This is a genomic window from Streptomyces kurssanovii (genome assembly GCF_040677245.1).
GTDB classification, from domain to species: domain Bacteria; phylum Actinomycetota; class Actinomycetes; order Streptomycetales; family Streptomycetaceae; genus Streptomyces; species Streptomyces kurssanovii.
Genome location: NZ_JBFAQK010000047.1, coordinates 1 through 25,822 on the forward strand (window position 1 = coordinate 1; position 25,822 = coordinate 25,822).

Sequence of the window (25,822 nt, forward strand, 5' to 3'; positions counted from 1 at the left end):
GCCAGACGCTGCAGCACGTCCAGGGCGAGCCCTCCACCGCCTGTGGCCACACCCAGGACCAGCGCGCCGATCACTCCTCATGAGGAGACCGCCCCGCCGTCCCGGCTACTCGTCCGCCGAAGCGGTCGTCTTCTTCGCCGCCGACTTCGCGGTCGTCTTCTTGGCCGTCGTCTTCTTCGCGGCGGTCGTCTTCTTGGCGGCGGTCTTCTTCGCCGCCGTCTTCTTGGCCGCCGTCTTCTTCGCGGGAGCCTTCTTCGCCGTCTTCTTGGCGGGCCCCTTCGCCCGCTTCTCGGCGAGCAGCTCGTATCCGCGTTCCGGGGTGATGTCCTCGACGCTGTCGCCGGTCCGCAGAGTGGCGTTCGTCTCGCCGTCCGTCACGTACGGGCCGAACCGGCCGTCCTTGACGACCACCGGACGCTCGCTGACCGGGTCGGTGCCCAGCTCCTTCAGCGGCGGCTTGGCGGCGGCCCGGCCACGCTGCTTCGGCTGGGCGTAGATCGCCAGCGCTTCTTCCAGCGTGATGGAGAAGAGCTGCTCCTCGGTCTCGAGGGAGCGCGAGTCGGTGCCCTTCTTCAGATACGGGCCGTAGCGGCCGTTCTGCGCGGTGATCTCGACACCCTCGGCGTCGGTACCCACGACCCGCGGCAGGGACATCAGCTTGAGGGCGTCCTCCAGGGTCACCGTGTCCAGGGACATGCTCTTGAAGAGCGAGGCGGTACGCGGCTTGACCGCGTTCTTGCCCGTCTTCGGCGTGCCCTCGGGCAGGACCTCCGTCACGTACGGGCCGTAACGCCCGTCCCTGGCGATGATCTGGTGGCCGGTGGCCGGGTCGGTGCCCAGCTCGAAGTCGCCGCTCGGCTTGGCGAGCAGTTCCTCCGCGTACTCGACGGTGAGCTCGTCCGGTGCGAGGTCCTCGGGGACGTCGGCGCGCTGGTGGCCCTCCGCCTCCTTCTCGCCCCGCTCCACGTACGGCCCGTACCGGCCGACGCGCAGCTTGATGTCGTTGCCGACGGGGAAGCTGGAGATCTCCCGGGCGTCGATCGCGCCGAGGTCGGTGACCAGTTCCTTGAGGCCGCCGAGGTGGTCGCCGTCGCCGTTGCCCGCCTCGGAGGCGGCGCCGGCGGCGTCGCCCTCGCCGAAGTAGAAGCGCCTCAGCCACGGCACGGCCTGGGCCTCGCCCCGCGCGATGCGGTCGAGGTCGTCCTCCATCCTCGCGGTGAAGTCGTAGTCGACGAGCCGGCCGAAGTGCTTCTCCAGCAGGTTGACCACGGCGAAGGAGAGGAACGAGGGGACGAGGGCCGTCCCCTTCTTGAAGACGTAGCCGCGGTCGAGGATGGTGCCGATGATCGAGGCGTAGGTCGACGGGCGGCCGATCTCGCGCTCTTCCAGCTCCTTGACGAGGGACGCCTCGGTGTAGCGGGCCGGCGGCTTGGTGGCGTGACCGTCGACCGAGATCTCCTCGGACGACAGGGCGTCGCCCTCCGCGACCTGCGGCAGGCGCCGCTCACGGTCGTCGAGCTCCGCGTTCGGGTCGTCGGCGCCTTCGACATAGGCCTTCATGAAGCCGTGGAAGGTGATCGTCTTGCCGGACGCGCTGAACTCGGCGTCACGGCCGTCCGAAGCCCGGCCACCGATCTTCACGGTGACGGAGTTTCCGACGGCGTCCTTCATCTGAGAGGCAACGGTCCGCTTCCAGATCAGCTCGTAGAGCTTGAACTGGTCACCGGTCAGGCCGGTCTCCGCGGGGGTACGGAAACGATCACCCGACGGGCGGATCGCCTCGTGCGCCTCCTGCGCGTTCTTGACCTTGCCGGCGTACACACGCGGCTTCTCCGGCAGGTAGTCGGCGCCGTACAGCTGCGTCACCTGCGCACGGGCCGCGGCGACGGCCGTCTCGGACAGCGTCGTGGAGTCCGTACGCATATAGGTGATGAAGCCGTTCTCGTACAGCTTCTGCGCGACCTGCATGGTCGCCTTCGCCCCGAAGCCGAGCTTGCGGGACGCCTCCTGCTGGAGCGTCGTCGTACGGAACGGTGCGTACGGCGAGCGGCGGTACGGCTTGGACTCGACCGAGCGGACCGCGAACGACGCGCCGTCGAGCGCTGCCGCGAGGGAGCGGGCGTTCGCCTCGTCCAGGTGCAGCACCTGGGCGGACTTGAGCCGGCCGTCGGAACCGAAGTCGCGGCCCTGCGCGACACGCTGCCCGTCGACGGTGTTCAGGCGGGCGGTGAGCGTGGACGGGTCGGACGGGTCACCGGCCCGGCCGGTGGAGAACGTGCCGGTCAGGTCCCAGTACTCGGCGGAACGGAAGGCGATGCGCTCGCGCTCCCGCTCGACGACGAGCCGGGTCGCGACCGACTGCACACGCCCGGCGGACAGCCTGGGCATGACCTTCTTCCACAGGACCGGCGAGACCTCGTAGCCGTAGAGGCGGTCGAGGATACGGCGGGTCTCCTGGGCGTCGACCATGCGCTTGTTCAGCTCGCGCGGGTTGGCGACGGCGTCCCGGATCGCTTCCTTGGTGATCTCGTGGAAGACCATCCGGTGGACCGGGACCTTGGGCTTGAGCACCTCGAGGAGGTGCCACGCGATGGCCTCGCCCTCGCGGTCCTCATCGGTGGCCAGGAAGAGCTCGTCGGATTCGGCGAGCTGCTCCTTGAGCTTCCTGACCTGGGCCTTCTTGTCGGCATTGACGACATAGATGGGCTGGAAGTCATGTTCGACGTCGACGCCGAGCCGCCGCACCTCGCCGGTGTACTTCTCCGGCACCTCTGCGGCACCGTTCGGCAGGTCGCGGATGTGCCCGACGCTCGCCTCGACGACATAGCCAGGGCCGAGGTAGCCCTTGATCGTCTTCGCCTTGGCAGGCGACTCGACGATCACAAGTCGGCGGCCGCCGTGTGCGGTCTCGCTGGTCGGGGACAACTTCGCTCTTCTCTCCGGTCGACGCTCGATGGGCGCTCACGGCGGGTGCGGCACGTGGTCCTGTGCCTGGTCGCACTGCTGTGACGCTGCTGTCGCTGCGGAGTGTGACGGTACAACCCGCCCCCGTGTCAAACGGCAAAAGCCCGCAACGGCCACTCGAACGGTAACCCGAGTCCAGCCGTTCCTGCCGCCCGGACCCGGCACGCCGTCTTCCCGGGACCGGGTCAGAGGCGGCCGAAGCACCACACGGCGAGAGTGAGGAACACCGCACCGAACAGCATCCCGAAGGTCACGCCCGTGGCCGTGGTCACTCCGTGTGCGACGGGCCGGCGGTGCAGCGCGCGCATCCCCGTCCACAGCAGCAGCGCGGCCCCGAACAGCGCGAATGCCGTTCCGGCGAAGATCGCTGGCCCGCTCTCCATGCCCGTACCCGGTCCTTTCCTGATGCCGAGGTCCCTGTGCAGGGCGAGGCTGGCACCCCTGGGCGTCGCAGGCACGAACTCCGGGTGAACGCCACGTGGGGTTCACCCGCCCGGTCGCGGTCGAAGTCACACAGCGGCGGGGGCGAAGTCACAGGAAATGCGACCGCAAACCGAACCTTGGCCGGATTTCCCCGTCGATTTCCGCCACCGGAAGCCGCGGGAGCCGGGGGAGCAGGAGAAGCGGGGCCCGGGACTGGGGCGGGGCCGGAAGCAGGGCGGGGCCGGGAACCTGGAGCGAGGCCGGGAGACGGAGCCGGTCAGCCGCATGCGACGGCCTCACCGCGGGGCCGGCTCCAGGAAGCCCTCCTCGATCAGCAGCCGCAGTGCCTGCGGAGTGCGGTCGCGCAGCAGGACCGGATCCTCCCCGAGGAGCTGGGCGATGGCGTCGAGGATCTGCCCGGCGCTCAGGCTGCCGTCGCACGCGCCCGCGAAACCGGCGCCGACCGTGTCCACCTTGGTGGCGCGCCGCATGCCCCGGTTCTGGCGCAGCACCACATGTTCCGGGTCCTCCGCGCCCGGCATACCGACCTGCTCCTGCATGATCTCTCCGGCCAGCACGAAGTGATCGGCGAGCAGCGCGGCATCGTCACGCGCACGCAGATAGTCCTGCCGGGCGAAGTGCGCGCGCACCGTGTCGCCGAGCGGCTGCTCGACGGGGTGCGGCCACTCCTCCGTGACGATCGAGGGGCGTTCGGCACCGGACTTCCGCAAGGTGATCCAGCCGAAGCCGACCGACTTCGTGCCACGGGCCTCGAACTCGTCCAGCCAGGCGTCGTACCGCGCGGCGTACCGGGCCGGGTCGGTGCGGTGGTCCCCGCTGTCGCGCAGCCAGAGCTCCACGTACTGCGTCACGTCCTGCACCTCGCGCTGCACGATCCACGCGTCGCAGCCGGGCGGCACCCACGAGCGCAGCCGGTCCTGCCAGTCCTCCCCTTCCACGTGCTGCCAGTTGGCGAGGAACTGGGCGTGACCGCCGTCGTTGAGCCTGTCCCCCGCCTGCTGAACGAGGGAGCGGCACAGATCGTCCCCGCCCATCCCGCCGTCCCGGTAGGTGAGCCGGGCACCGGGAGAGATGACGAACGGGGGGTTCGACACGATCAGGTCGTACGTGTCGGAGCCGACCGGCTCGAACAGCGAGCCCTCGCGCAGGTCGGCCTCCCGCGCACCTGACAGGGCGAGTGTGAGCCGGGTGAAGTGCAGGGCCCGGGGGTTGAGGTCGGTGGCCGTGACCCGCGTCGCGTGCTGGGCGGCGTGCAGCGCCTGGATGCCGGAACCGGTTCCCAGGTCCAGCGCGGCAGCGACGGGCGTGCGGACCGTGATGCCGGCGAGCGTGGTGGACGCACCGCCGACGCCGAGGACCACTCCCTCGCCCTGGCCGCTCGCCCCGCCCGCTCCGCCGACCGCGCATCCGAGGTCGGAGACGATGAACCAGTCCTGCCCCTCCGGCCCGCCGTACGGACGGACGTCCACGGTGGCCCGTACCTCGTCGCCGCCGCGCGTCACCCAGCCGCCGGCGAGGCACTCCTCGAGAGGGAGCGCCTTGCGGGCCTGCTCGTGGGGAACGGCGCACTGGAGCAGGAACAGCCGGACGAGCGTCTCCAGGACACCCGCCCCGCGCGTGGCGCGCAGGGCGGGCACGGTCTCGCTGCGGGCGAGCGCCGCGTAGGCGGGCGCGCCGAGCAGATCGAGCAGCCCGTCGGCCGTGAAGGCGGCGGAGAGGAACGCGTCACGCAGCCGGGGCGCGTGGTCGGGCACGGGGAGGCTTGTCGTACTCACCAGCCCATTGTGGCCGCCGCGACGGACGCCCGCCGCGCGGCCCGGCGTCCCACCGGACCGATGTCCTCCACCGGACGGCCGGCTCCCGTCGGCGATGCCGCGGGGCCACGCCGTCCAACGGCACGCTTACCCGCCCGCCGGGCGGGTAGGCGCGTCGAATTCACGGCGCCGGGACGGCCTACGCCTTCCCCGACGACGCCGAGGCGCCGCCCGCGGGGCTCGACGTGTCGGCCCGCTGGCAGCCGGGCTGCTTCGCCATGGCCTTGCCCAGTTCCCCGGACTGCAGCTTCGCCAGCGCCGCTTGGTCCATGCGCTCGATCTTCTTCAGCCCCTCCGCGACGGTCTGCAGGCCGTCCGCGAACTTCTGCTGGTTCTTCGGGTCGAGTTCGTCGACCTTCTTCTTGAGGTCCAGGTAGGCGGCGGCGGTGGCGTCGAGCTCCTTCACCGCGTCCTGCTGGAGCTTCTCGCCGTTCTCGACCGGGGGAACGCCGGCGTCCTTGACCGCCTTGGCGAGCGCCTTGTCCGCGGCCGCGATGTCCGCGAACGCCTTGGAGTCGGCAGCCTGGATGTCCGCGGGCTTACCGTCCGCGGCCGTCGAGATGATGGCCTGCTGTGCGTCGGCCCTCTTCTTGATCTGCGGCTGCGCCTGGTCGCAGACGTCCTTCGCCCAGGCGTTCACCTTTTCCTCGCTGTCGTCGCCGCAGCCCGACAGCGCCAGTACCAGTACCGCGCCGCCGGACAGGGCGGCCGCAAGCTTCTTGTTCACCGGATTGGTCCCTTCCAAGGCCTCTCGGCCCCGGAACATACACGCCAACTGGGCGACAACCGCGTGTCGTGCGCCCGGTTCAATACCTTTTGAAGCCATTTGCACCAAGAGAGACAAGGCTCACCCTGAGCGGTGATTCCACAGACGGACGGGCGGACGGCACGTCAAGCCGTGCCGCCCGCCCGTCCGCTGAATCTGTGTCAGGAGACCACCGCCGGATCGGTCGGTTTCGCACTGCGCTCGGCAGTGCCGCCGGACTCGTCTCCGACGGCGATGCCCCGCCGCTTCGAGATGTACACGGCACCGACGATGATCAGAATCGCCAGGACCGCGACCACCGCACGCACTCCCGCGCTGGCGTCGTCCCCGTAGCTGAACTGGATCACCGCGGGCGCGATGAGCAGCGCGACCAGGTTCATGACCTTCAGCAGCGGGTTGATCGCCGGGCCGGCGGTGTCCTTGAACGGGTCGCCGACCGTGTCACCGATGACGGTCGCGGCGTGCGCCTCGCTGCCCTTTCCGCCGTGGTGACCGTCCTCGACGAGCTTCTTGGCGTTGTCCCACGCGCCACCGGAGTTGGCGAGGAAGACGGCCATCAGGGTGCCCGTGCCGATCGCGCCCGCGAGGAACGAGCCGAGGGCGCCGACGCCGAGCGAGAAGCCGACCGCGATCGGTGTCAGCACGGCGAGCAGGCCGGGTGTCGTCAGCTCACGCAGCGCGTCCTTGGTGCAGATGTCGACGACGCGCCCGTACTCCGGCTTCTCCGTGTAGTCCATGATCCCGGGGTGCTCGCGGAACTGCCTCCGCACCTCGTAGACCACGGCGCCCGCGGAACGGGACACCGCGTTGATGGCCAGCCCGGAGAAGAGAAAGACGACCGCGGCGCCGAGGACCAGGCCCACCAGGTTGTTGGGCTGCGAGATGTCCATCACCAGGTTCATCGGTGCGCCGTCGCCCAGCTTCTCGCCGACGTCCGAGGCCGCCGTCGCGATGGCGTCGCGGTACGAGCCGAAGAGCGCCGAGGCCGCGAGCACGGCTGTGGCGATCGCGATGCCCTTGGTGATGGCCTTGGTGGTGTTGCCCACGGCGTCCAGGTCGGTCAGGACCTGGGCGCCCGCGCCGGTGACGTCACCGGACATCTCGGCGATGCCCTGGGCGTTGTCCGAGACCGGGCCGAAGGTGTCCATGGCCACGATCACGCCGACGGTGGTGAGCAGACCCGTGCCGGCCAGCGCCACCGCGAACAGCGCCAGCATGATCGACGTGCCGCCGAGCAGGAAGGCACCGTAGACGCCGAGACCGATCAACAGGGCGGTGTAGACGGCGGATTCCAGACCGATGGACATGCCGGCCAGGACGACGGTCGCCGGGCCGGTGAGCGACGACTTGCCGATGTCGCGCACAGGGCGCCGGTTGGTCTCCGTGAAGTAGCCGGTCAGCTGCTGGATCAGCGCCGCCAGGACGATGCCGATCGCGACGGCGACGAGCGCCAGGACCCGAGGGTCCCCGTCGTGCGCCTGGACCGCCGCGTCGCCGACCCCGTCCAACTCGGCGTACGAACCGGGCAGATAGACGTAGGCCGCCACGGCCACGAGGACGAGCGAGATCAGCGCGGAGATGAAGAAGCCGCGGTTGATCGCCGTCATGCCGCTGCGGTCGGCGCGCCGCGGGGCGACCGCGAAGATACCGATCATCGCGGTGACCACGCCGATCGCCGGGACGATGAGCGGGAAGGCGAGCCCGGCGTCGCCGAACGCGGCCATACCGAGGATGAGGGCCGCGACGAGCGTGACGGCGTACGACTCGAAGAGGTCGGCCGCCATGCCCGCGCAGTCGCCGACGTTGTCGCCCACGTTGTCGGCGATCGTGGCGGCGTTGCGCGGGTCGTCCTCGGGAATGCCCTGTTCGACCTTACCGACGAGGTCGGCGCCGACATCGGCCGCCTTGGTGAAGATGCCGCCGCCGACACGCATGAACATCGCGATCAGCGCCGCGCCGAGGCCGAAGCCCTCGAGCACCTTCGGCGCGTCCGCCGCGTAGACGAGCACGACACAGGACGCACCCAGCAGGCCGAGGCCCACCGTGAACATGCCGACCACGCCGCCCGTACGGAAAGCGATCTTCATGGCCTTGTGCGAGACGGCCGTGAGATCTTTTTCCGGCTCGCCTTCCGCCGGCGTGGCTTCGCGCGCGGCAGCGGCGACGCGCACATTGGCCCGCACGGCAAGACGCATGCCGATGTAACCGGTGGCCGCCGAGAAAAGCGCACCCACCAGGAAGAACACCGAGCGACCGGCGCGCTGCGCCCAGTCGTCGGCCGGGAGAAGCATCAGCAGGAAGAACACCACGACGGCGAAGACGCCGAGAGTGCGCAGCTGCCGTGCCAGATATGCATTCGCGCCTTCCTGTACCGCGGCCGCGATCTTCTTCATGGAATCGGTGCCCTCGCCCGCGGCCAGCACCTGGCGTACCAGGAGCTGGGCGACCACAAGCGCTGCCAGGGCGACGACCGCGATCACAATAACGATCAGTCGGTTGTCATCCGTGAGTACCGCGGCTGCGAGAGAAGTGGGGTGATCGATCAGGTGTGGGTTGAAGAGCCCCGCCATTCGTCCTCCTTGACGTCAGAGCTCAAGATGTGGACGGATTGTAGGGAGCGGAACCTGATCAAAACAGGGCGCGGTAAATGTAATTGACCTTGACTTGCTACTCAGCAAATGATCGGGCCCGAAAATGATCCCCGAAAGCGGTAACGGGGCAAAAGCATTGACGCCCGAACGATGATCTAGAAAATACGAAAGAGGCCCTGCTCAGCAGGGCCTCTTTACGTCGGATCGATCCAGAATGATCAGCGGACAATGGGACCGGCCTGCCGGACGACGCGGATCTGCCCCTCCGGCACACCGGCCCCAGGACTGTCCGGTCCTGCACGGTCGGATCCAGGCGTGACGGCTCAGGAAACGACGATCGGGGGCCGCGACGGCCGGCTCCGGGACCGCCGGGCCACGCACCGACGGGCTCTGACCGCCCGCTCTGGCCGCCGGCCCCTGCCGGCGGCTCTGGGACCGCCGGGCCGCTGGGACCGCCGGGCCTCTGCCAGGGGCTGCCTACGGCTCCCAGGCGACTCGGAGGGTGACGAGTCAGGATGTGACGACTCAGGACGTGACGGCGAACGACGTCGCCGGCCAGCTCATACGGATGACACCGCCGTCCTCGCTGGAGGAGACCTCCATGTCGTCGACGAGACCGCTGATGACGGCGAGACCCATCTCGTCCTCGCCCTCGGCGTCGACGTCCTCGGTGCCCTCGCCGCGTCCACCGGACACGGCTGTGGAGCCGGCGCCCGCGCTCGGGACCTCGTCACCGACCTCGATGGAGAAGATCTTCTCCTCGTCGGCGAGGATCACCCGTACGGGCGCGGTGATGCCATGGCTGCGGTGCAGCCCGACAGCGCGGCTGCAGGCCTCTCCGACGGCGAGCCGGACCTCGTCCAGCACCGCCTCCTCGACCCCGGCACGACGAGCCACGGCAGCGGCGACCAGTCTCGCCGTCCTGACATGTTCGGGCTGGGCGCTGAAGCGGAGCTCAACGGTGGCCATGCAGTCCCCCTCGGACGTACGGGCGTGCCTCTCGACGTACGGGCGTGCCTCTCAGAGGCCCGGGCTGGATGCCCGGGGCCCCTCTTGCTTCCGGCAGTCTCCGGCCGACCGTCAGTCGGTGGCCGCGACAGCTTCGTCGACCGTGGTGTGAATGGGGAACACCTTGGTCAGACCCGTGATCCGGAAGATCTTGAGAATGCGCTCCTGGTTGCAGACCAGGCGCAGGGAGCCCTCGTGCGCACGCACACGCTTGAGCCCGCCCACGAGCACGCCGAGGCCGGTGGAGTCGAGGAAGTCCACGCCCTCCATGTCGACAACCAGGTGGTAGCTGCCGTCGTTCACCAACTCGACCAACTGCTCGCGCAGCTTGGGCGCGGTATACACATCAATCTCGCCACCGACCTCGACGACCGTACGGTCGCCACCAGGTCCGGACACATTGCGAGTCGACAGGGACAGGTCCACGGATCCTCCAGCACCTTGCTATCGAGCGGCCGCCCTTCAAGTCTCCCCGACGGAGCCGGAGGACGGTCGCCAGCCGCGATGGCATTCAATCACTTACCAGCAGCCATGCACGACGCCTTGGGACCATTGTCCGTCACGCCAGTGACACACTCGGTGCCGATGGCCATGAATCACCGTCCCAGTCGACCGCCCGGGAGCGTGGAAAACCGCCCCTCCCCCAGCACGGTCCTCGACCGGCTCACCGCTGGTGCGAGCCGGGCTGCGCGCATCACTCATACGGAGCACCTGCCCCCTCGACCGGGCAGGCATGCCGTCTGGCCGGACCGCATCCGGGCAGAAGTGATCAGCGCCGTCCAAGATGCCGGGATCGAGCACCCCTGGGCCCACCAGGCGACCGCCGCCGAGCACGCTCTGGACGGCGAATCCGTGGTCATCGCGACCGGCACGGCGTCCGGCAAGTCACTCGCCTATCTGGCCCCCGTGCTCAGCACGTTGCTCGACGGCGCGGAGGCCCCTAACGGCCGGGGCACCACCGCCCTCTACCTGGCGCCCACCAAGGCCCTCGCAGCCGACCAGCGCCGCGCGGTGAAGGAGCTGGCGGCCCCGCTCGGCAACCGGATCCGGCCCGCCGTGTACGACGGCGACACGCCGGTGGAGGAACGCGAATGGGTGCGTCAGTACGCCAATTACGTCCTCACCAACCCGGACATGCTGCACCGCGGGATACTTCCCGCCCACCCACGCTGGTCCTCCTTCCTGCGCTCACTGCGGTACGTCGTGATCGACGAGTGCCACACCTACCGCGGCGTCTTCGGCTCCCATGTGGCCCAGGTGCTGCGGCGCCTTCGCCGGCTGTGCGCGCGCTACGGTGCGAATCCGGTCTTCCTGCTCGCCTCCGCCACCTCGGCGGAACCGGCCGTCGCCGCGGGCAGGCTCACCGGCCTCCCCGTACACGAGGTCGCGGACGACGCCTCCCCCCGCGGAGAGCTGGTCTTCGCGCTGTGGGAGCCGCCGCTGACCGAGCTCCACGGCGAGAAGGGCGCACCGGTCCGCCGCACCGCGACCGCGGAGACCGCCGACCTCCTGACCGACCTGACGGTGCAGGGCGTCCGCAGCGTGGCCTTCGTCCGCTCCCGCCGCGGCGCCGAGCTGATCTCCGTGATCGCCAAGGAGCGCCTCGCCGAGGTGGACCGCTCCCTGCCCCGGCGTGTCGCCGCCTACCGGGGCGGCTATCTCCCGGAGGAGCGCCGGGCACTGGAGCGTGCTCTGCACTCCGGCGAACTCCTCGGGCTGGCGGCCACCACCGCCCTCGAGCTCGGTGTGGACGTCGCCGGCCTGGACGCTGTCGTGATCGCCGGATACCCGGGCACACGGGCCTCCCTGTGGCAGCAGGCGGGCAGGGCGGGCCGTTCGGGTCAGGGCGCCCTCGCCGTGCTCGTGGCCCGTGACGACCCGCTGGACACGTATCTCGTCCACCATCCCGAGGCGCTGTTCGACCGTCCGGTGGAATCCACCGTCCTCGACCCGGACAACCCCTACGTGCTGGCCCCGCACCTGTGCGCGGCGGCCGCCGAGCTTCCGCTCACGGAGACCGACCTGGAGCTCTTCGGCCCGGGCGCGGCGGAACTCATGCCCCAGCTGGAGGACGCGAGGCTGCTGCGGCGGCGGGCATCCGGCTGGCACTGGACCCGTCGCGAGCGGGCCGCCGACCTGACCGACATCCGGGGCGGCGGCGGGCGCCCCGTCCAGATCGTGGAGTCCGCCACGGGCCGGCTGCTCGGCACGGTCGACGAGGGGGCCGCCCACACAGCGGTCCACGACGGCGCCGTCCACCTGCACCAGGGCCGTACGTTCCTCGTCGACAAGCTCGACCTGGAGGACTCCGTCGCTCTCGTCACGGAGGCCGGCCCGCCGTACTCGACCACCGCCCGCGACACCACCTCCATCTCCGTACTCGAAACGGACGTCGAGATCCCGTGGGGAGACGGACGTCTGAGCTACGGCTCCGTCGAAGTCACCAACCAGGTCGTCTCCTTCCTGCGGCGCAGACTCATCACCGGTGAAGTCCTCGGCGAGTCCAAGCTCGACCTGCCTCCCCGGACCCTGCGCACCCGCGCCGTGTGGTGGACGGTCACCGAGGACCAGCTGGACGCCGCCCGGATCAACCCGGAGCAGCTGGGCGGAGCCCTCCACGCCGCCGAGCACGCCTCCATCGGGATGCTGCCTCTGTTCGCCACCTGCGACCGCTGGGACATCGGAGGCGTCTCCGTGCCGCTCCATCCCGACACGCTGCTGCCGACCGTGTTCGTGTACGACGGGCACCCGGGCGGGGCGGGCTTCGCCGAGCGGGCGTTCCACACGGCCCGCGAGTGGCTCACAGCCACCCGGGAGGCGATCGCCTCGTGCGAATGCGAGGCGGGCTGCCCGTCGTGCATCCAGTCGCCCAAGTGCGGCAACGGCAACGATCCGCTGCACAAACGGGGCGCGGTCCGGCTGCTCACGGAGCTGCTCCGGACTGCGCCGGCGCCACAGGAGGCACCGGCGGCCCCGCCCGCGCCCTGACCGCCGGGGCGTACGGGCCGAAGCGGGCCATCGCCGTCACGTCCGCGATCTCGCCCGTCACGGAGCACCGGACGAGCTGCGCTCCCTGCGCGTCGGCCACCCGGCCCGCCGACGCACAAGCCTCGGCCGTGCCCCGGAGAGCGTTGTCGGCGGCGGCGAGGGCCGCGAGGTCGGCCGCGGCTCCCGCCCGGTGGCGGGCGACCACGGCCTGGCCCATCGCCAGGATGATCGCGAACACCGCACACAGCACAGTCGTCGCCATCGCCGCCCACACGGTCGCCGAGCCACGGTCCTCGCTCACGGCGTCACCTCCACGCTCGCCGCCGTGGCCGGGTGGGGCCGTTCGAGGCGTTCCGCTCTCGGCACTCCGACGACGCGGGCAGGCCCTGTGTCGCTTACGCGGCCTCCTCTGTCCGCACGAACCAGCACAAGGCCCCCTCCCCGCTCCTGAGCGCCCGCCCGGTGCCGGTGGACCGGGGAGGCCGGGGCGGGCCCTGAGACCACCGCCAGGGCCGACGCCGGGGCCGGCGCGGCCGCCCGCAGTGTGCCCCTAGGCGCCGGCTCCCGTGCCGCGTGGCCTGCGACGCTCTGTGGACCGGTGCCCCGCCCGACGACGGCGCCGGGCGCGACCGTCTTCGGCACCGGTCCCACGGAGTCCTCGGCGAACGCGGCCGCCTCCGCGCTCAGCGTCAGGGCAAGCGCGCCAGGCCCGGGCGTGTCCGCCTCGACGCGTACGCGCCACAGGTCGCCGGTCCGCGTGAGGGTGACCGCGGAGCCGCTCGGTGCCGCGGAACGGGCGGCGGCGACCGCCGCGGTTCGCGGCTCCGACCGGGCCGCCGCGCGAGCACCGGCCCGCGCGGCGTCCACGCACTGGATCTGAGCCGAAGCCGCCATCAAGGCCCAGACCAGTCCCATGGTGAACATCACCAGCGCAGGCACCGCGACGGCGGCCTCCGCCGTCACGGACCCCCGGTCCCCGAACTCTTTGCCGCTGTCTTCACCTTGGGCATCGTGTCGGCCCGGGCCGCGTTCTGCGCCGGGACCTGAGCCTGTGCCTGGACCTGACCGCGTGCCGGCTTCTGCACCCGCACCCGCACCCGCGAAGGAGGCCTCAGAACTGAGCATCGAGCGCCTTCCCGATCACGGCTTCCAGAGCTCCCGATACGGTGCCGCTGGTGACGATCTTGTAGAGGACCGCCGCGAACGCGCACGCGGCGATCGTTCCCATCGCGTACTCGGATGTGGTCATTCCGTCGTCGGTTCGCATCCTGTGCCGCAGCGCAGTCAGCCGAACCCGCATCGCCTGCCACATGGTGAACCCCCTGATGTCGAAATCGCCGTCTGTGTAGTCGAGTTGTCTGCCGTCAGTTGCCGTGCAGGAGTCCGCCCGCGAGCCCGATCACGACGGGCGCCACGCCGACCGCGAGGAAGGCGGGCAGGAAGCACAGCCCCACCGGCGCCGTGATCAGCACCTGCGCCCTGCGTCCCCGGCCGGCCACGGCACGGGCACGTTCGGCACGGAATCGCTCCGCGAGCCGGGACACCGGATCCGCGGCCGGCGCTCCGGTGGAGTCGGCCCGCTCCAAGCAGCGAGCCAGCTGCTCCGCGCCCGGTATCTCGCCGAAGCAGCCCCACGCGGGCGCCGGTTCCGCACCGAGCCGCAGCTGCGCGGCAGTCCGTGCGAGGCGGACGCCGACCGGGCCGCCCAGCGACTCGCCGACCGCCTCCGCCGCCTCCCGCGGACCCGCTCCGGCGGAGATGCACGCGGCCATCAGGTCCGCCGCCAGCGGCAGTTGGCGCGCCGCCTCCTCACGGACGTCGACCTCAGGCGGGCCGGCGCCGGTCCGCTGCTGCCGACCCCGCCGCCATCGGCGCACTCCCAAGCCGGCGGCAAGTCCCACTGCGCCGCCCGCAGGTCCGCCGATCAGGAACCAGCCGACAGCGGCTACGCCCAGTGGTGCCGCCCAGGGCTTGGCCCATCGCCCGACGTCGATTCGCCTGCGGCGGGCTTCGGGCCCTTCCCTGAGCAAGGCCGCGCCTCTCGCGCGCGCCTTGCCTTCTCGCCGCTTCGCCGCTGCCAGGGAGACAAGGCACGCCACAGCGGCGAGAACCGCCGCCGTCGTCCCCAGCCTGTGGACGGCCTCGCCGCTCACGTCTCTTCTCCGGCGCGCACGATCCGTCCGGCCCAGCACAGCCCCGCCGTCTCCAGCAGCCCTCCGATCACCAGACAGGCGATACCAGCCGGACTGTGGAACAGCACATGCAGCGGGTCTGCTCCGAGAGCCCAGCCCATGGCCAGACCCGCGACCGGCAGCAGCGCGAGCAGCACGATCGTCGACCAGGCGCCGGCCAACTGCGCTTTCAGTTCCTCCCGTTGATCCATCTCCGCGCGCAGGGCCGCTTCCAGCCGGTCCAGCCCGGCCGCCAGGCCGGCACCGCTGTCCACGGCGACCCGCCAGCACGCCGCCACCCCGGCCAGCCCTTCCGCGCCCGGCTGTCGTGCCGCCGTCCGCAATGCCTCGGGCACGTCTCCGCCGAACCTGGCCGCCGCCAGCACCTCGGCCTCCGCGTCACCGAGGACGTCCGTCGCCCCCACGGCGAAGAGCAGTGCCTGCGCCGGTTGCAGTCCCGCCCTCAGTTCCCCGGCCGTCGCCCCGCACAGACCGATGACGCCCTGGGCCCGCCGGTCCTCGTCCCTCCTGCGTGCCCGGGCCCGCAGCCACCGCCGCACCAACGGCACGGCCACGGCTCCAGCTGCGAGAGGCAGCGGAGATTCGCCGGCGACGGCCGCCGCCGCTCCCGCGGGCAGGCACCACCACTCCTTGCGGAGCCTGATCACCGGCAGCAGCCGCTCCCACGACCACCAAGGCGGCAGCACCACCGCCCCTTGGCCCGCGAACATCAACCGCGCCCTTCGCAACGCCTGTTCCTGTCCGCCGGTCAGCAGCCAGGCGGCCGCGATCAGGCACAGCGCCGCCGCGCACATCGACTGGACGACCGTCACAGCGCATCACCGACCAGGATCCGCAGCCGCTCCCAGCCGGCCTCCGCCGCAAACGCCCCCTTGGCCCATCTCAGGGCCGGCACCGTCACCACCAGTCCCGCCGCGCCCCGCTCCAGCACGTGGATCTCCGCCAGCCGCCGCCGGCCTGCCCCGTCCCGCACGAGGTGGATCACGACCGCCAGGGCAGCGGCCAACTGGCTGTGCAGCGCGGCCCGGTCGAGCCCGGCCGCGGTGCCCAGCGCCTCGAGCCGAGCCGGCACGTCCGCCGCCGCGTTCGCGTGGACCGTGCCGCAACCGCCTTCATGGCCCGTATTGAGGGCCGCCAGGAGCTCGGTCACCTCCGCTCCCCGGACCTCGCCGACGACCAGCCGGTCGGGGCGCATACGCAGCGCCTGCCTCACGAGGTCCCGCAGGGTCACACGCCCCGCGCCCTCCTGGTTCGCCGTGCGCGACTCCAGCCGCACCACATGCGGATGCTCGGGTCTCAATTCTGCCGAGTCCTCGGCCAGGACGATGCGCTCCCGCTCCCCGACCATCCCCAGCAGGGTGCTCAGCAGCGTCGTCTTCCCCGAACCGGTCCCGCCGCTGATCAGGAACGAGAGCCGGGCCTCGATCAGCGCCCGCAGCAGCCTGTCCCCGCCGGGTGGCACCGTGCCCGCGGTGACCAACTCTCCGACGGAGAAGGCACGGGGCCGCACGACGCGCAGCGAAAGGCACGTCGAGCCGACGGCCACGGGAGGGATCACGGCATGCATCCGTGTCCCGTCGGGCAGACGGGCGTCCACCCATGGACGGGCGTCGTCCAGCCGCCGCTCGGCCACGGCCGCGAGCCGCTGGGCCAGTCTGCGCACCGACGCCGCGTCCGCGAACGTCACCTCGGTGAGCTCCAGGCCCCTGCCCCGGTCCACCCATACCCGGTCGGGCGCGGAAACCAGCACGTCCGTGACCGACGGGTCGGCCAGCAGCGGCTCCAGCGGCCCCGTGCCCACCAGTTCACAGCGCAGCCGCTCCGTGCCGCCCAGCACTTCGGCATCGCCCAACAGCCTGCCCTGCGCCCGCAGGGCCGCGGCCACGCGGGCCGGTGTGGGCTCCGCGCCGCTCTCCGCGAGGCGCTGCCGTACGGCCTCCAGCAGTCCGGGGCTCATACGACGCCCTCCCCCACCAGCGCCCGCTCCCAGAAGGCGGTGCAGAACCTGGCCAGCGGTCCACGACCGCTGCCGCCCGGTGGCGCTCCGGCGGTCTGCGCGGCCGCCAGTCCTGGCTCCGTCGGGAGTTCACCGGCGAGCGGCAGTCCGAGGGCGGCCGCCACCCACTGCTCGTCCAACCCTGGTGCGTAAGGGCCGCGACACACCACCCGCAGGTCCGCCAGGACCATGCCCACGGCCGAGGCCACCCTGTTCGCGGCGGCGACCGCTCGCAGTTCGCCCGGAACGACGAGCAGTCCCAGATCGAGCTGTGCCAAGGCCTCCGCCACGCCCTCGTCAACACGCCGGGGCAGGTCGACGACCACCACTCCTCCCCGTCGGCGGGCGGCCGCGAGGACGGACCTCATGGCCTCCGGGGGGATGACGACGGAATCGCCGCGGTCCCAACTGAGCACGCGCAGCGCATGCAGCTCGGGCAGCGACTCCTCCAGCGCACCGCCGGCGACACGGCCCTTCGAAGCGGCGAAATCCGGCCATCGTCTGCCTTCCGTGTGCTCGCCTCCGAGCAGCACGTCCAGTCCTCCGCCGAGCGGATCGCCGTCGACGAGCATCGTGCGCCGCCCGCTGCGGGCGGCGGTCACCGCGAGAGCGGTGGCCAGGGTCGAAGCTCCTGCGCCGCCACGGCCGCCGATCACTCCCACGGTCAGCGCCGGACGCCCGACGCCTTCGACGACGTCCGCGATCCGGTCGACCAGCCAGCTCTCCGCGTCGGGGAGCCGCAGCACGCAGTCCGCCCCGATCTCCACAGCTCGCCGCCAGACGTCTGGGTCGTCCTGGTCCCTGCCCACCAGGAACACGCCGCGCCTGCGCGAGGCCCCGCGGCAGCGCGCGGCGGCATCGTCGCCGACGAGGACGAGCGGCGCCTCTTCCCAGCCGCCCTTGCGCTCCGGAAGCGAATGGTGGACCTCCGGCTCGGCACCCGCCGCGGCGCACAGCCGCAGCAGATCGTCGAGCAGCTCCATGTCCTCGGTGACGATCAGGGGCCCGCCAGGCCGCTCCTCCGCGGCGCGCGGGCGGTTCGATGTGATGGATCCGGCCACGATCTCCACCCCTTCCCTCTGCGATCTCGCATCGCATCGAGATCCGTGATTCCTTCGGCCCGCGACTTACGCGGCTGGAATCACGGTGCGGCCCGGTGAAAAATCGTGTGGATCTTGCTGAAAAGCTGTGGACAACTCGCCACTTGTGAATATCCCGGTAGCTCATACCGGTGAGTGCTCGAAGACTCATGGACAGATCTCCGAGCGTCTCTGCAGACTCATCGGAGGACTCTCGGAGAGCACCCCACCGACTACACTCAGTGACGAATCCGGGGGTGAACCGTCCGGTGCCATCCGGATCGGTCGAAAGGCGAAGAGCGGCGCCTGAAGCGCGGGAGATCCGGGAAACGTGCCCGGACATGCGACGACCCCCGCCGGGGGGGAGAGCGGGGGTCGTCTCTCCGGCCGACTCGGGGGGGGAGGAGCCGGACCGGGTTAGCACGGTCGCGAACGATCCGTGACTTCCATGGTGTACCCGAGAGCCTTCTCAGGCAAACCCACACGCCCGAGCGTACGCCGAATGGCGGGCACATATGCTCTGCCTCGTGGAAAACCACTCCTTGCCGCGCACAGCCGCCTTCTTTGACCTGGACAAGACGGTCATTGCGAAGTCATCGACTCTGACCTTCAGCAAGTCCTTCTACCAAGGCGGGCTGATCAACCGACGCGCCGTACTGCGTACCGCCTATGCACAGTTCGTCTTTCTCGCCGGCGGTGCGGACCACGACCAGATGGAGCGGATGCGCGAGTACCTCTCCATGCTCTGCAAAGGCTGGAACGTCCAGCAGGTCAAGGAGATCGTCGCCGAGACGCTCCACGACCTCATCGACCCGATCATCTACGACGAGGCCGCCTCGCTCATCGAGGAGCATCACGCCGCCGGCCGCGATGTGGTGATCGTCTCCACCTCCGGGGCCGAGGTCGTGGAGCCGATCGGCGAGCTGCTCGGCGCCGACCGTGTGGTGGCCACCCGCATGGTCGTCGGCGACGACGGCTGCTTCACCGGCGAGGTGGGCTACTACGCCTACGGGCCCACCAAGGCGGAGGCGATCCGGGAACTCGCCGAGTCCGAGGGGTACGACCTGGCGCGCAGTTACGCGTACAGCGACTCGGTCACCGACGTCCCCATGCTCGCGGCCGTGGGACATCCCTACGCGGTGAACCCGGGGCGCGGGCTGCGCCGTGAGGCGGTCCTGCGGGACTGGCCGATTCTCGACTTCCACCGTCCGGTGCGGCTGAAGCAGCGACTGCCCGGCTTCTCGATGACGCCGCGGCCCGCACTGATCGCCATGGCCGCCGTCGGAGCGGCAGCGGCCACGGCCGGGCTCGTCTGGTACGCCAGCCGCCGGCGGACCGCCGCCACACAGGCTGCCGCCGGCTGACACCTACCACCGCCCGGAGCCTCCGGGCGGTCCGGCCGGCACCGGCCGGACGAGGACGATTCGGTTCGCCCGTATTTGAACCTAAAAGTAAAGAACTGCAGGCAGGCCTTTCACATCCGTGGCCGCAGTAGTACAAAGGAGTCACGGCCCGCGAGACCGAGGACATCCGAAAGGATCATCTGTAACGCAGAAGGCCCCACGGACCGAAGCATGAAAACTGAGCACCCACGCGACGTCGACCCGTCGATTACGGGCCAGCCGCACCAGGTGACGGGCAAAGTTCCCGACCTGATGGGCAACATTTCGAGGACGCATGGTAACTCGGGGCTCATGCCAGCGGCGGTACCGGAAGCGGTACCGCCGCAACCCGTTGCAGGGGCTTTTCCCAGTTCAGGCAGCCGCCGGCAGCCTCAGGCAGCGCCGCGCTGAAGCGCCTCGCACACCGCGGTCGACTCCCTGACGCCGAGCTCCACCGCGCGGCCGCAGTGGGCGATCCACGCGCCCAGCCCTTCCGGAGTTCCGGTCAGATACGCCTCGAAGGCGGCGACATAGGCGGCCCTGCCCTGCTCGGCGTGGCCCACCTCGGCCGGGCAGATCGACTTCGGGTCGAGCCCGCTGCCGACGAGCACGATCCGCTCGGCCGCCCTGGCGACCAGCCCGTTGCAGGAGCCGAACGGCCGTAGGGCCAGGAGCTCGCCGTGCACCACCGCCGCCGTCACGAGAGCAGGCGCTTCGGTACCCGCGATGATCAGCTCCGCCAGGCCGTCGAGGCGCCCCGTCATCTCGGCGACGTCCGGCAGCGGCGCGTTGATCAGCGGCTCGTCCACCGTCTCGCCGGGGAGACGCGGCCGTCCGACGGCGTCGTCGTCGCCCGCGCGGCCGACCGCGACCAGGTGCAGTCTGGCCAGAACGCGCAGCGGCGACTGCCGCCAGATGGAAAGCAGTTGCCCGGCTTCCGCCGTGAGCCGCAGGGCGGCTCCGACGGTGCGCGCCTCCGGCTCGCTGCCGAAGTCGGTACGCCTGCGCACCTCCTCCAGCGCCCAGTCCGCCCCGGACAACGCGGCGGAACCACGCGCTCCACGCAGGGCGGCCTCGGAAGTGATCTCGTTGCTGCGCCGGCGCATGACCCGGTGTCCGTAGACCCTGTCGACGGCCTTCCGCACGGAATCAACGGAGTCGGCAACGCCCGGCAGGGCACCGAGGGCGGCGAGGGGATCGGCCGACGAGGCGTTCGTACTCATAAGTAGCGAGGTTACGCGCGGGAGCGGGCCCGGCCCACCTTGGAGTGGTCTTCCTCACCCTTCGAGACAACCCGAAGCAATCACTCCGCTACTCTAGGTGAACATGAAGATCGCTTTCGTAGGGAAGGGCGGCAGCGGCAAGACGACCCTGTCCTCCCTCTTCATTCGTCACCTGGCCGCCAACGAGGCCCACGTCATCGCGGTGGACGCCGACATCAACCAGCATCTCGGGGCCGCGCTCGGTCTCGACGAGGCGGAGGAGGCGGCGCTGCCCGCGATGGGCGCCCACCTGCCGCTGATCAAGGACTACCTGCGCGGTTCCAACCCCCGCATCGCTTCGGCCGACACGATGATCAAGACCACCCCTCCCGGCGAGGGATCGCGGTTGTTGCGCGTCGTCGAGGACAACCCGGTGTACGACGCGTGCGCCCGCACCGTCCGGCTCGACGACGGCGACATCCGGTTGATGGCGACCGGCCCCTTCACCGAGTCGGATCTCGGTGTCTCCTGCTACCACTCCAAGGTCGGAGCGGTCGAGCTCTGTCTGAACCACCTCGTGGACGGCCCCGAGGAGTACGTGGTGGTCGACATGACCGCCGGCTCCGACTCGTTCGCCTCCGGGATGTTCACCCGCTTCGACATGACGTTCCTGGTGGCCGAGCCCACCCTCAAGGGCGTTTCCGTGTACCGCCAGTACAAGGACTACGCCCGCGACTTCGGTGTGGCGCTGAAGGTCGTGGGCAACAAGGTGCAGGGACCGGACGACATCGCGTTCCTCAGGGAGGAAGTGGGCGACGACCTGCTCGTCACCGTGGGGCACTCCAACTGGGTGCGCGCCATGGAGAAGGGGCGTCCGCCCCGCTTCGAGCTGCTGGAGGCGGACAACCGCATGGCCCTGCAGAGCCTGCAGAACGCGGCGGAGGACTCGTACGCGGCCCGGGACTGGGAGCGCTACACGCGGCAGATGGTGCACTTCCATCTGAAGAACGCCGAGAGCTGGGGCAACGCCAGGACGGGAGCCGACCTGGCGGCGCAGGTGGACCCCTCGTTCATGCTCGGCGAGCACATCCCCGTGGCGCAGCCCGGCTGATGCCGACGGCCGGTCCCGTCCCCGGAGTCCGGGACGGGGCCGGCCACTGTCAGGCGCTCGCGGCGTTCTGCGACGGCCGGCCGCTCAGCGCTTGTCGGCCGGCTCGGCCGCTGCCTTCTCGGCCGGCTTCCTGGCGGGCTTGTCGGCCGGCTCGGCCGCCGGGGCCACCGGCTTGGCCAGGAACTGCATCCAGCCGCCCTTCGGCGCCTCGCCGACATCGAGACCCCGCAGCTTCTCGAGGACGTTCGGGTCCTGCGCGTCGAGCCAGTCCACGAGTTGCCGGAACGACACGCACTTCACGTCGCTCTTCACGCACACCGTCGCGATCGTCTGCTCGATGGCGCGCATGTATGTGCCGCCGTTCCAGGACTCGAAGTGGTTGCCGATGATCAGCGGTGCGCGGTTGCCCTGATAGGCGCGGTCGAAGGCCTGGATCAGGCCGTCGCGCATCTGGTTGCCCCAGTAGGTGTGCTTCGAGGGGTCACCCTTGGTGGTGCCGGACTGGTTGACCATGAAGTTGTAGTCCATCGCCAGCGTCTCGAAGGCGCGGCCGGGCACCGGGACCATCTGGAGGGAGAGGTCCCACAGGCCGAGTTCCTTCTTCGGCCACACCTGGTTGTTCACGCCGCTGGTGTCGTAGCGGAAGCCGAGCTCGCTCGCGGCGCGGATGAAGTTGTCGCGGCCCTCGAGGCACGGCGTTCGGGCGCCGATGAGTTCCTTGTCGTAGTCGAACGGAAGCGGGTCCATGGAGGCGAGGCCCGCGTTCGTCTTCCAGTTCTTGACGAAGGACTTGGCCTGGCTGATCTCGCTCTTCCACTCCTCGGCGGACCAGGTGCCCACCCCGCCGTCCTTGCCGCAGAAGTGGCCGTTGAAGTGGGTGCCCACCTCGTTGCCGTCCAGCCAGGCGGCGCGCAGCTCCCGAACTGTGTCCTTGATCCCGTCGATGTCGTTGAAGCCGATGTCGGAGCGGCCGGCCGAGTGCTGCGGCGGGTTGTACATCGACCGCTTCTCCTCGGGGAGGAGATAGACGCCGCTGAGGAAGTACGTCATCGTCGCGTCGTACTTCTTGCCGACTTCGCGGAAGTGCGAGAACAGCTTCTGGCTGTCCTCACCGGCGCCGTCCCACGAGAAGACCACGAACTGCGGGGGCTTCTGGCCGGGCTTGAGGCGTTCGGGGCGAAGGAGCCCGGGCTGGGCACCGGTGAAGGCCGTGGACCCGTCGCCGATGAGGCGTACGGCGCTCTTCGGCGCGGCGACACCCTCCTTCCCGCCGGAAGCGCCCTGCTCACCGGCCGAGCCGCCCGGCGCCTTCGAGCCGGAACACCCTGCGAGACCTGCGATCAGCGCCGTGGCGACCGTGCCGACGGCGACGACCCTCTTCGTGGCGGCCAACATCCGCCCACCTCATTCCTGTGCCAATACGACTGTCAGACGGCGGTGCATACGGAGCCGTCAAAGTCGCATCGCGTTGAACGAAGAGGGCGGGCGACGAGCCGTGATGAAATTACTAATCACCACATCGGGTGAAACATTGCTCTATTTGCGCGGAAAATAATGCCCGAGTCTTTACTCTGCATTACGATCCATTTACCGAACGTTTGAAGTATCCCGCCGCTGCACGCCGTGACCCACGGCCGCGTCCCCACATTCCGCGACCGCGCCGCCCCGGAGGAGACGGGAACCATGTCCTGCGCCCCAACGCGTACCGACGACGCTTCTCACCAGCCCGACAACCCCCAAGAGAACGACCCCGCCCGCACGAATCTGCTGTCCCCCGCATCACGCTTCCAGCGCCCGCACGGGCCGCCGTCGGGCAACGCCCGCCGCTTCCGCATCCACGGCGCCGATGTCTCCGCGTCCGTCGCCGTCTTTCTGATCGCGCTTCCGCTGTCCCTCGGCATCGCGCTCGCCACCGGCGCGCCGCTCCAGGCAGGTCTCGTCGCCGCGGCGGTCGGAGGCATCGTCGCCGGCCGGCTCGGCGGAGCACCGCTCCAGGTCAGCGGCCCCGCCGCAGGACTGACCGTGGTGACGGCCGAGTTGATCCAGCAGTACGGCTGGCGCACCACCTGCGCCATCACCGTCCTCGCCGGACTGTGCCAACTCGTCCTGGCCGCCCTGCGGGTGGCCCGGTCGGCCCTCGCCGTGAGTCCGGCGATCGTGCACGGCATGCTCGCGGGCATCGGCGCCACGATCGCCCTCGCCCAGCTCCACATCGTTCTCGGCGGCACACCCCAGAGCTCCGCCGTGAGCAACGTCCGTGGGCTGCCGGCCCAGTTGGCCGACCTCCATCCGGCCGCGCTGTCCGTCAGCGTCCTGACCGTCGCCGTGCTGCTGATCTGGCCGCGGGTGCCCGGGCACGCCGGCAGGATCGTCCGGAAGATCCCCGCCGCCCTCGCGGCAGTGGCCGCCGCCACGGCGTTCGCGGCCTTCGCCGGACTGCACCAGGCGCGGGTCGACCTGCCCTCCTGGCGTTCGCACGCGCTGCCCGAGCTCCCCGAGGGTCCGGTGCTCGGCCTGCTCGCCGCTGTCCTCACCATCACGCTCGTCGGGAGCGTGGAGTCACTCCTGTCGGCAGTCGCCATCGACAAGCTCGTCGCCGCCCGTAAGAAGCCGGCCGTACGCGTTCCCCGTGCCGATCTGGACCGTGAGCTCGCGGGCCAGGGCGCCGCGAACATGGTGTCCGGAGCTCTCGGTGGACTGCCCGTCACCGGCGTCGCGGTGCGCAGCTCCGCGAACGTCTCGGCCGGCGCCGTGAGCCGCAACTCCACGATGCTGCACGGCCTGTGGGTCGTAGTGGCGGCCCTGCTGCTGGTGCCGGTCCTCGATCTGATCCCGCTGGCCGCGCTGGCGGCACTGGTCATGGTCGTGGGTGTCCAGATGGTCAACATCACGCATCTGCGCAGCGTGAAGAAGAACCGCGAGATGCTGGTCTACGCGGCCACCCTGACCGCCGTCGTCCTCACCGGGGTGCTGGAAGGCGTCGTCATCGGCATCGCGGTGGCCGTGGCGGTCGCGCTGCACCGGCTCACCCGCACGCGGATCACCGTCGAGGAGCAGGACGGCGTCCACCGGATGCGCGCCCGGGGTCAGCTGACATTCCTCGCCGTGCCGAGGCTGAGCCGGATGCTGAGCCAGGTCCCCCACGGAGCCGACTGCGTGGTCGAGCTGGACGGCTCCTTCATGGACCACGCCGCCTACGAGGCCCTGCACGACTGGCAGACCTCCCACACCTCGCAGGGCGGCACGGTCGAGGTGACCGGGCGGGCCGGCGGCCGGATCAGCGAGCCGGCCGACGAGACCCACGGTTGCTGCCGGCCTTGGACCCCATGGCGCAACCACCATTGCGACGACCGGCCCCGCGACGCGGACACCCACCACCTGGCCAACGGGTTGAGCTCTTTCCAGCGCAACACCGCCCCGCTGGTACGCGACGAGCTGGCCCGGCTGGCACGCGAGGGCCAGCGGCCGTCACAGCTGTTCATCACCTGCGCGGACTCCCGGCTGGTGACCAGCATGATCACGGCGAGCGGACCGGGTGATCTGTTCACCGTGCGCAATGTGGGCAATCTCGTGCCGCTGCCCGGCGAGAAGGGGGCGGACGACTCCGTCGCAGCCGCGATCGAGTACGCAGTAGACGTCCTCGGAGTGGATTCGATCACCGTCTGCGGACATTCGGGCTGCGGCGCGATGCAGGCCCTGCTGAACAGCCCGCCGGACGGCACCGCCACACCGCTCGCCCGCTGGCTGCGGCACGGCCGTCCCAGCCTCCGGCGGATGAAGAACCGCCATCGCTCCTGGGCCCGGATCTCCGGCCGCCTGCCCGCCGACGCGGTGGAGCAGTTGTGCCTGACCAACGTCGTCCAGCAGCTGGAGCATCTGAGGGCCCATGAGTCGGTGGCCCGACGACTTGCCGAGGGCTCGCTCCAACTGCACGGGATGTACTTCCACGTCGGGGAGGCACAGGCGTATCTCCTCACGAGCACTGCGGAGCAGGAGATCGACGAGGTCTTCGACAGAGTGGCACCGGCACCCTCCACGCTCGAGAAGTCGCACAGCTGAGGCATGCGGCGAAGCCTGCTCCACGGCACGCCTGGACGGCACGGATGAACCCTGCGCGGTCCTCGTCCGTGAGAACGTGTGGCCCCTCGTCCCCACCGCCCGGGGACGAGGGGTGCCCACAGGTCTAAACCAATATCCGGAAGGCCCTTGTCACCCGGCCCTCCGGCTGATGAGCTATGGCCTGGGACACATACGCACAGAAGACGCCCTGGGAAAGGGAGATGTC

At 70.5% G+C, this 25,822-nt stretch carries 19 protein-coding genes and 1 pseudogene; 4 read left to right on the plus strand and 16 right to left on the minus strand.

From position 1 onward, the window contains the following. Window positions 1-105: 105 nt before the first annotated feature. The 7 genes from topA to AB0K36_RS25890 all read right to left on the minus strand — a co-directional run bounded on the left by topA (window position 106) and on the right by AB0K36_RS25890 (window position 10,013). Window positions 106-2,925, minus strand: a complete 2,820-nt coding sequence (topA, locus tag AB0K36_RS25860) for a type I DNA topoisomerase (protein WP_364598774.1) — start codon at window positions 2,923-2,925, stop codon at window positions 106-108. Between the two features lie 224 nt (window positions 2,926-3,149). Further along, entirely contained in the window at window positions 3,150-3,347 is a 198-nt protein-coding gene (locus AB0K36_RS25865) for a hypothetical protein (RefSeq protein WP_159689215.1), read from the minus strand. Window positions 3,348-3,683: 336 nt separating this feature from the next. Further along, window positions 3,684-5,183 (minus strand): DUF7059 domain-containing protein, encoded by a 1,500-nt coding sequence (locus tag AB0K36_RS25870; RefSeq protein ID WP_364598777.1) that lies wholly within the window; start codon window positions 5,181-5,183, stop codon window positions 3,684-3,686. A 178-nt stretch (window positions 5,184-5,361) separates the two neighbouring features. Beyond that, on the minus strand, window positions 5,362-5,949 hold the full coding sequence (locus AB0K36_RS25875) for a small secreted protein (RefSeq protein WP_189470578.1): 588 nt from the start codon (window positions 5,947-5,949) through the stop codon (window positions 5,362-5,364). Between the two features lie 200 nt (window positions 5,950-6,149). Further along, entirely contained in the window at window positions 6,150-8,558 is a 2,409-nt protein-coding gene (locus AB0K36_RS25880) for a sodium-translocating pyrophosphatase (RefSeq protein WP_364598780.1), read from the minus strand. A gap of 546 nt (window positions 8,559-9,104) precedes the next feature. Next, the gene (locus AB0K36_RS25885) at window positions 9,105-9,548 is read right to left on the minus strand and encodes an ATP-binding protein (RefSeq protein WP_189470582.1); all 444 of its coding nucleotides are present in this window, start codon (window positions 9,546-9,548) and stop codon (window positions 9,105-9,107) included. A 111-nt stretch (window positions 9,549-9,659) separates the two neighbouring features. After that, window positions 9,660-10,013 (minus strand): STAS domain-containing protein, encoded by a 354-nt coding sequence (locus AB0K36_RS25890; RefSeq protein WP_003967428.1) that lies wholly within the window; start codon window positions 10,011-10,013, stop codon window positions 9,660-9,662. 78 nt (window positions 10,014-10,091) lie between these two features. On the opposite strand from AB0K36_RS25890, the gene AB0K36_RS25895 reads away from it, so the two are divergent. Beyond that, window positions 10,092-12,575, plus strand: a complete 2,484-nt coding sequence (locus AB0K36_RS25895) for a DEAD/DEAH box helicase (RefSeq protein WP_364598783.1) — start codon at window positions 10,092-10,094, stop codon at window positions 12,573-12,575. Here the strand turns inward: AB0K36_RS25895 and AB0K36_RS25900 are convergent. The 7 genes and pseudogenes from AB0K36_RS25900 to ssd form a co-directional block, all read right to left on the minus strand. Further along, window positions 12,511-12,876 carry an Rv3654c family TadE-like protein gene (locus tag AB0K36_RS25900; protein ID WP_364598786.1) on the minus strand — a complete coding sequence of 122 codons (366 nt, stop codon included), beginning with the start codon at window positions 12,874-12,876 and terminating at the stop codon, window positions 12,511-12,513. The genes AB0K36_RS25895 and AB0K36_RS25900 overlap by 65 nt on opposite strands. A gap of 344 nt (window positions 12,877-13,220) precedes the next feature. Next, window positions 13,221-13,538, minus strand: a pseudogene (locus tag AB0K36_RS25905) (TadE family type IV pilus minor pilin); the annotation flags it as partial. Between the two features lie 148 nt (window positions 13,539-13,686). Then, on the minus strand, window positions 13,687-13,887 hold the full coding sequence (locus tag AB0K36_RS25910; protein ID WP_189470586.1) for a DUF4244 domain-containing protein: 201 nt from the start codon (window positions 13,885-13,887) through the stop codon (window positions 13,687-13,689). Window positions 13,888-13,939: 52 nt separating this feature from the next. Beyond that, a complete protein-coding gene (locus tag AB0K36_RS25915; RefSeq protein WP_364598789.1) occupies window positions 13,940-14,728 on the minus strand; it encodes a type II secretion system F family protein in 789 nt (262 codons plus the stop codon). Further along, window positions 14,725-15,561 (minus strand): type II secretion system F family protein, encoded by an 837-nt coding sequence (locus AB0K36_RS25920; protein ID WP_364598879.1) that lies wholly within the window; start codon window positions 15,559-15,561, stop codon window positions 14,725-14,727. The genes AB0K36_RS25915 and AB0K36_RS25920 overlap by 4 nt, the downstream gene beginning before the upstream one ends. 14 nt (window positions 15,562-15,575) lie before the next feature. Then, the gene (locus AB0K36_RS25925; protein WP_364598792.1) at window positions 15,576-16,724 is read right to left on the minus strand and encodes a TadA family conjugal transfer-associated ATPase; all 1,149 of its coding nucleotides are present in this window, start codon (window positions 16,722-16,724) and stop codon (window positions 15,576-15,578) included. Next, window positions 16,721-17,824: a septum site-determining protein Ssd gene (gene ssd / locus AB0K36_RS25930; protein ID WP_364598795.1), complete on the minus strand. Its 1,104-nt coding sequence runs from the start codon at window positions 17,822-17,824 to the stop codon at window positions 16,721-16,723. Before ssd ends, AB0K36_RS25925 begins: the two co-directional genes overlap by 4 nt. A gap of 533 nt (window positions 17,825-18,357) precedes the next feature. Between ssd and AB0K36_RS25935 the strand changes: the two genes are divergently transcribed. Next, complete coding sequence (locus tag AB0K36_RS25935) at window positions 18,358-19,206, plus strand: HAD family hydrolase (protein WP_364598798.1); 849 nt, start codon at window positions 18,358-18,360, stop codon at window positions 19,204-19,206. A gap of 410 nt (window positions 19,207-19,616) precedes the next feature. On the opposite strand, the gene AB0K36_RS25940 is transcribed toward AB0K36_RS25935, so the two are convergent. After that, window positions 19,617-20,447, minus strand: coding sequence for a Fic family protein (locus AB0K36_RS25940; protein ID WP_364598801.1), 831 nt, complete (start codon window positions 20,445-20,447; stop codon window positions 19,617-19,619). Window positions 20,448-20,550: 103 nt separating this feature from the next. On the opposite strand from AB0K36_RS25940, the gene AB0K36_RS25945 reads away from it, so the two are divergent. Beyond that, window positions 20,551-21,537 (plus strand): ATP-binding protein, encoded by a 987-nt coding sequence (locus AB0K36_RS25945; RefSeq protein ID WP_364598804.1) that lies wholly within the window; start codon window positions 20,551-20,553, stop codon window positions 21,535-21,537. A gap of 84 nt (window positions 21,538-21,621) precedes the next feature. Here AB0K36_RS25945 and AB0K36_RS25950 read toward each other — a convergent pair whose 3' ends face one another. Beyond that, window positions 21,622-22,932: a polysaccharide deacetylase family protein gene (locus AB0K36_RS25950; RefSeq protein ID WP_364598807.1), complete on the minus strand. Its 1,311-nt coding sequence runs from the start codon at window positions 22,930-22,932 to the stop codon at window positions 21,622-21,624. Window positions 22,933-23,220: 288 nt separating this feature from the next. On the opposite strand from AB0K36_RS25950, the gene AB0K36_RS25955 reads away from it, so the two are divergent. Beyond that, the gene (locus AB0K36_RS25955) at window positions 23,221-25,596 is read left to right on the plus strand and encodes a SulP family inorganic anion transporter (protein ID WP_364598810.1); all 2,376 of its coding nucleotides are present in this window, start codon (window positions 23,221-23,223) and stop codon (window positions 25,594-25,596) included. Window positions 25,597-25,822: the final 226 nt, after the last annotated feature.

Excerpts from the sequence above, each read along its gene's own strand:
- AB0K36_RS25935 (WP_364598798.1), top strand. The coding sequence starts at position 18,358 with ATGCTCTGCCTCGTGGAAAACCACTCCTTGCCGCGCACAGCCGCCTTC.
- AB0K36_RS25865 (WP_159689215.1), bottom strand. The coding sequence starts at position 3,347 with ATGGAGAGCGGGCCAGCGATCTTCGCCGGAACGGCATTCGCGCTGTTC.
- AB0K36_RS25895 (WP_364598783.1), top strand. The coding sequence starts at position 10,092 with ATGGCATTCAATCACTTACCAGCAGCCATGCACGACGCCTTGGGACCA.
- AB0K36_RS25955 (WP_364598810.1), top strand. The coding sequence starts at position 23,221 with ATGTCCTGCGCCCCAACGCGTACCGACGACGCTTCTCACCAGCCCGAC.
- AB0K36_RS25945 (WP_364598804.1), top strand. The coding sequence starts at position 20,551 with ATGAAGATCGCTTTCGTAGGGAAGGGCGGCAGCGGCAAGACGACCCTG.
- AB0K36_RS25910 (WP_189470586.1), bottom strand. The coding sequence starts at position 13,887 with ATGTGGCAGGCGATGCGGGTTCGGCTGACTGCGCTGCGGCACAGGATG.
- AB0K36_RS25925 (WP_364598792.1), bottom strand. The coding sequence starts at position 16,724 with ATGAGCCCCGGACTGCTGGAGGCCGTACGGCAGCGCCTCGCGGAGAGC.
- AB0K36_RS25950 (WP_364598807.1), bottom strand. The coding sequence starts at position 22,932 with ATGTTGGCCGCCACGAAGAGGGTCGTCGCCGTCGGCACGGTCGCCACG.
- AB0K36_RS25920 (WP_364598879.1), bottom strand. The coding sequence starts at position 15,561 with ATGTGCGCGGCGGCGCTGTGCCTGATCGCGGCCGCCTGGCTGCTGACC.
- AB0K36_RS25885 (WP_189470582.1), bottom strand. The coding sequence starts at position 9,548 with ATGGCCACCGTTGAGCTCCGCTTCAGCGCCCAGCCCGAACATGTCAGG.
- AB0K36_RS25880 (WP_364598780.1), bottom strand. The coding sequence starts at position 8,558 with ATGGCGGGGCTCTTCAACCCACACCTGATCGATCACCCCACTTCTCTC.
- AB0K36_RS25940 (WP_364598801.1), bottom strand. The coding sequence starts at position 20,447 with ATGAGTACGAACGCCTCGTCGGCCGATCCCCTCGCCGCCCTCGGTGCC.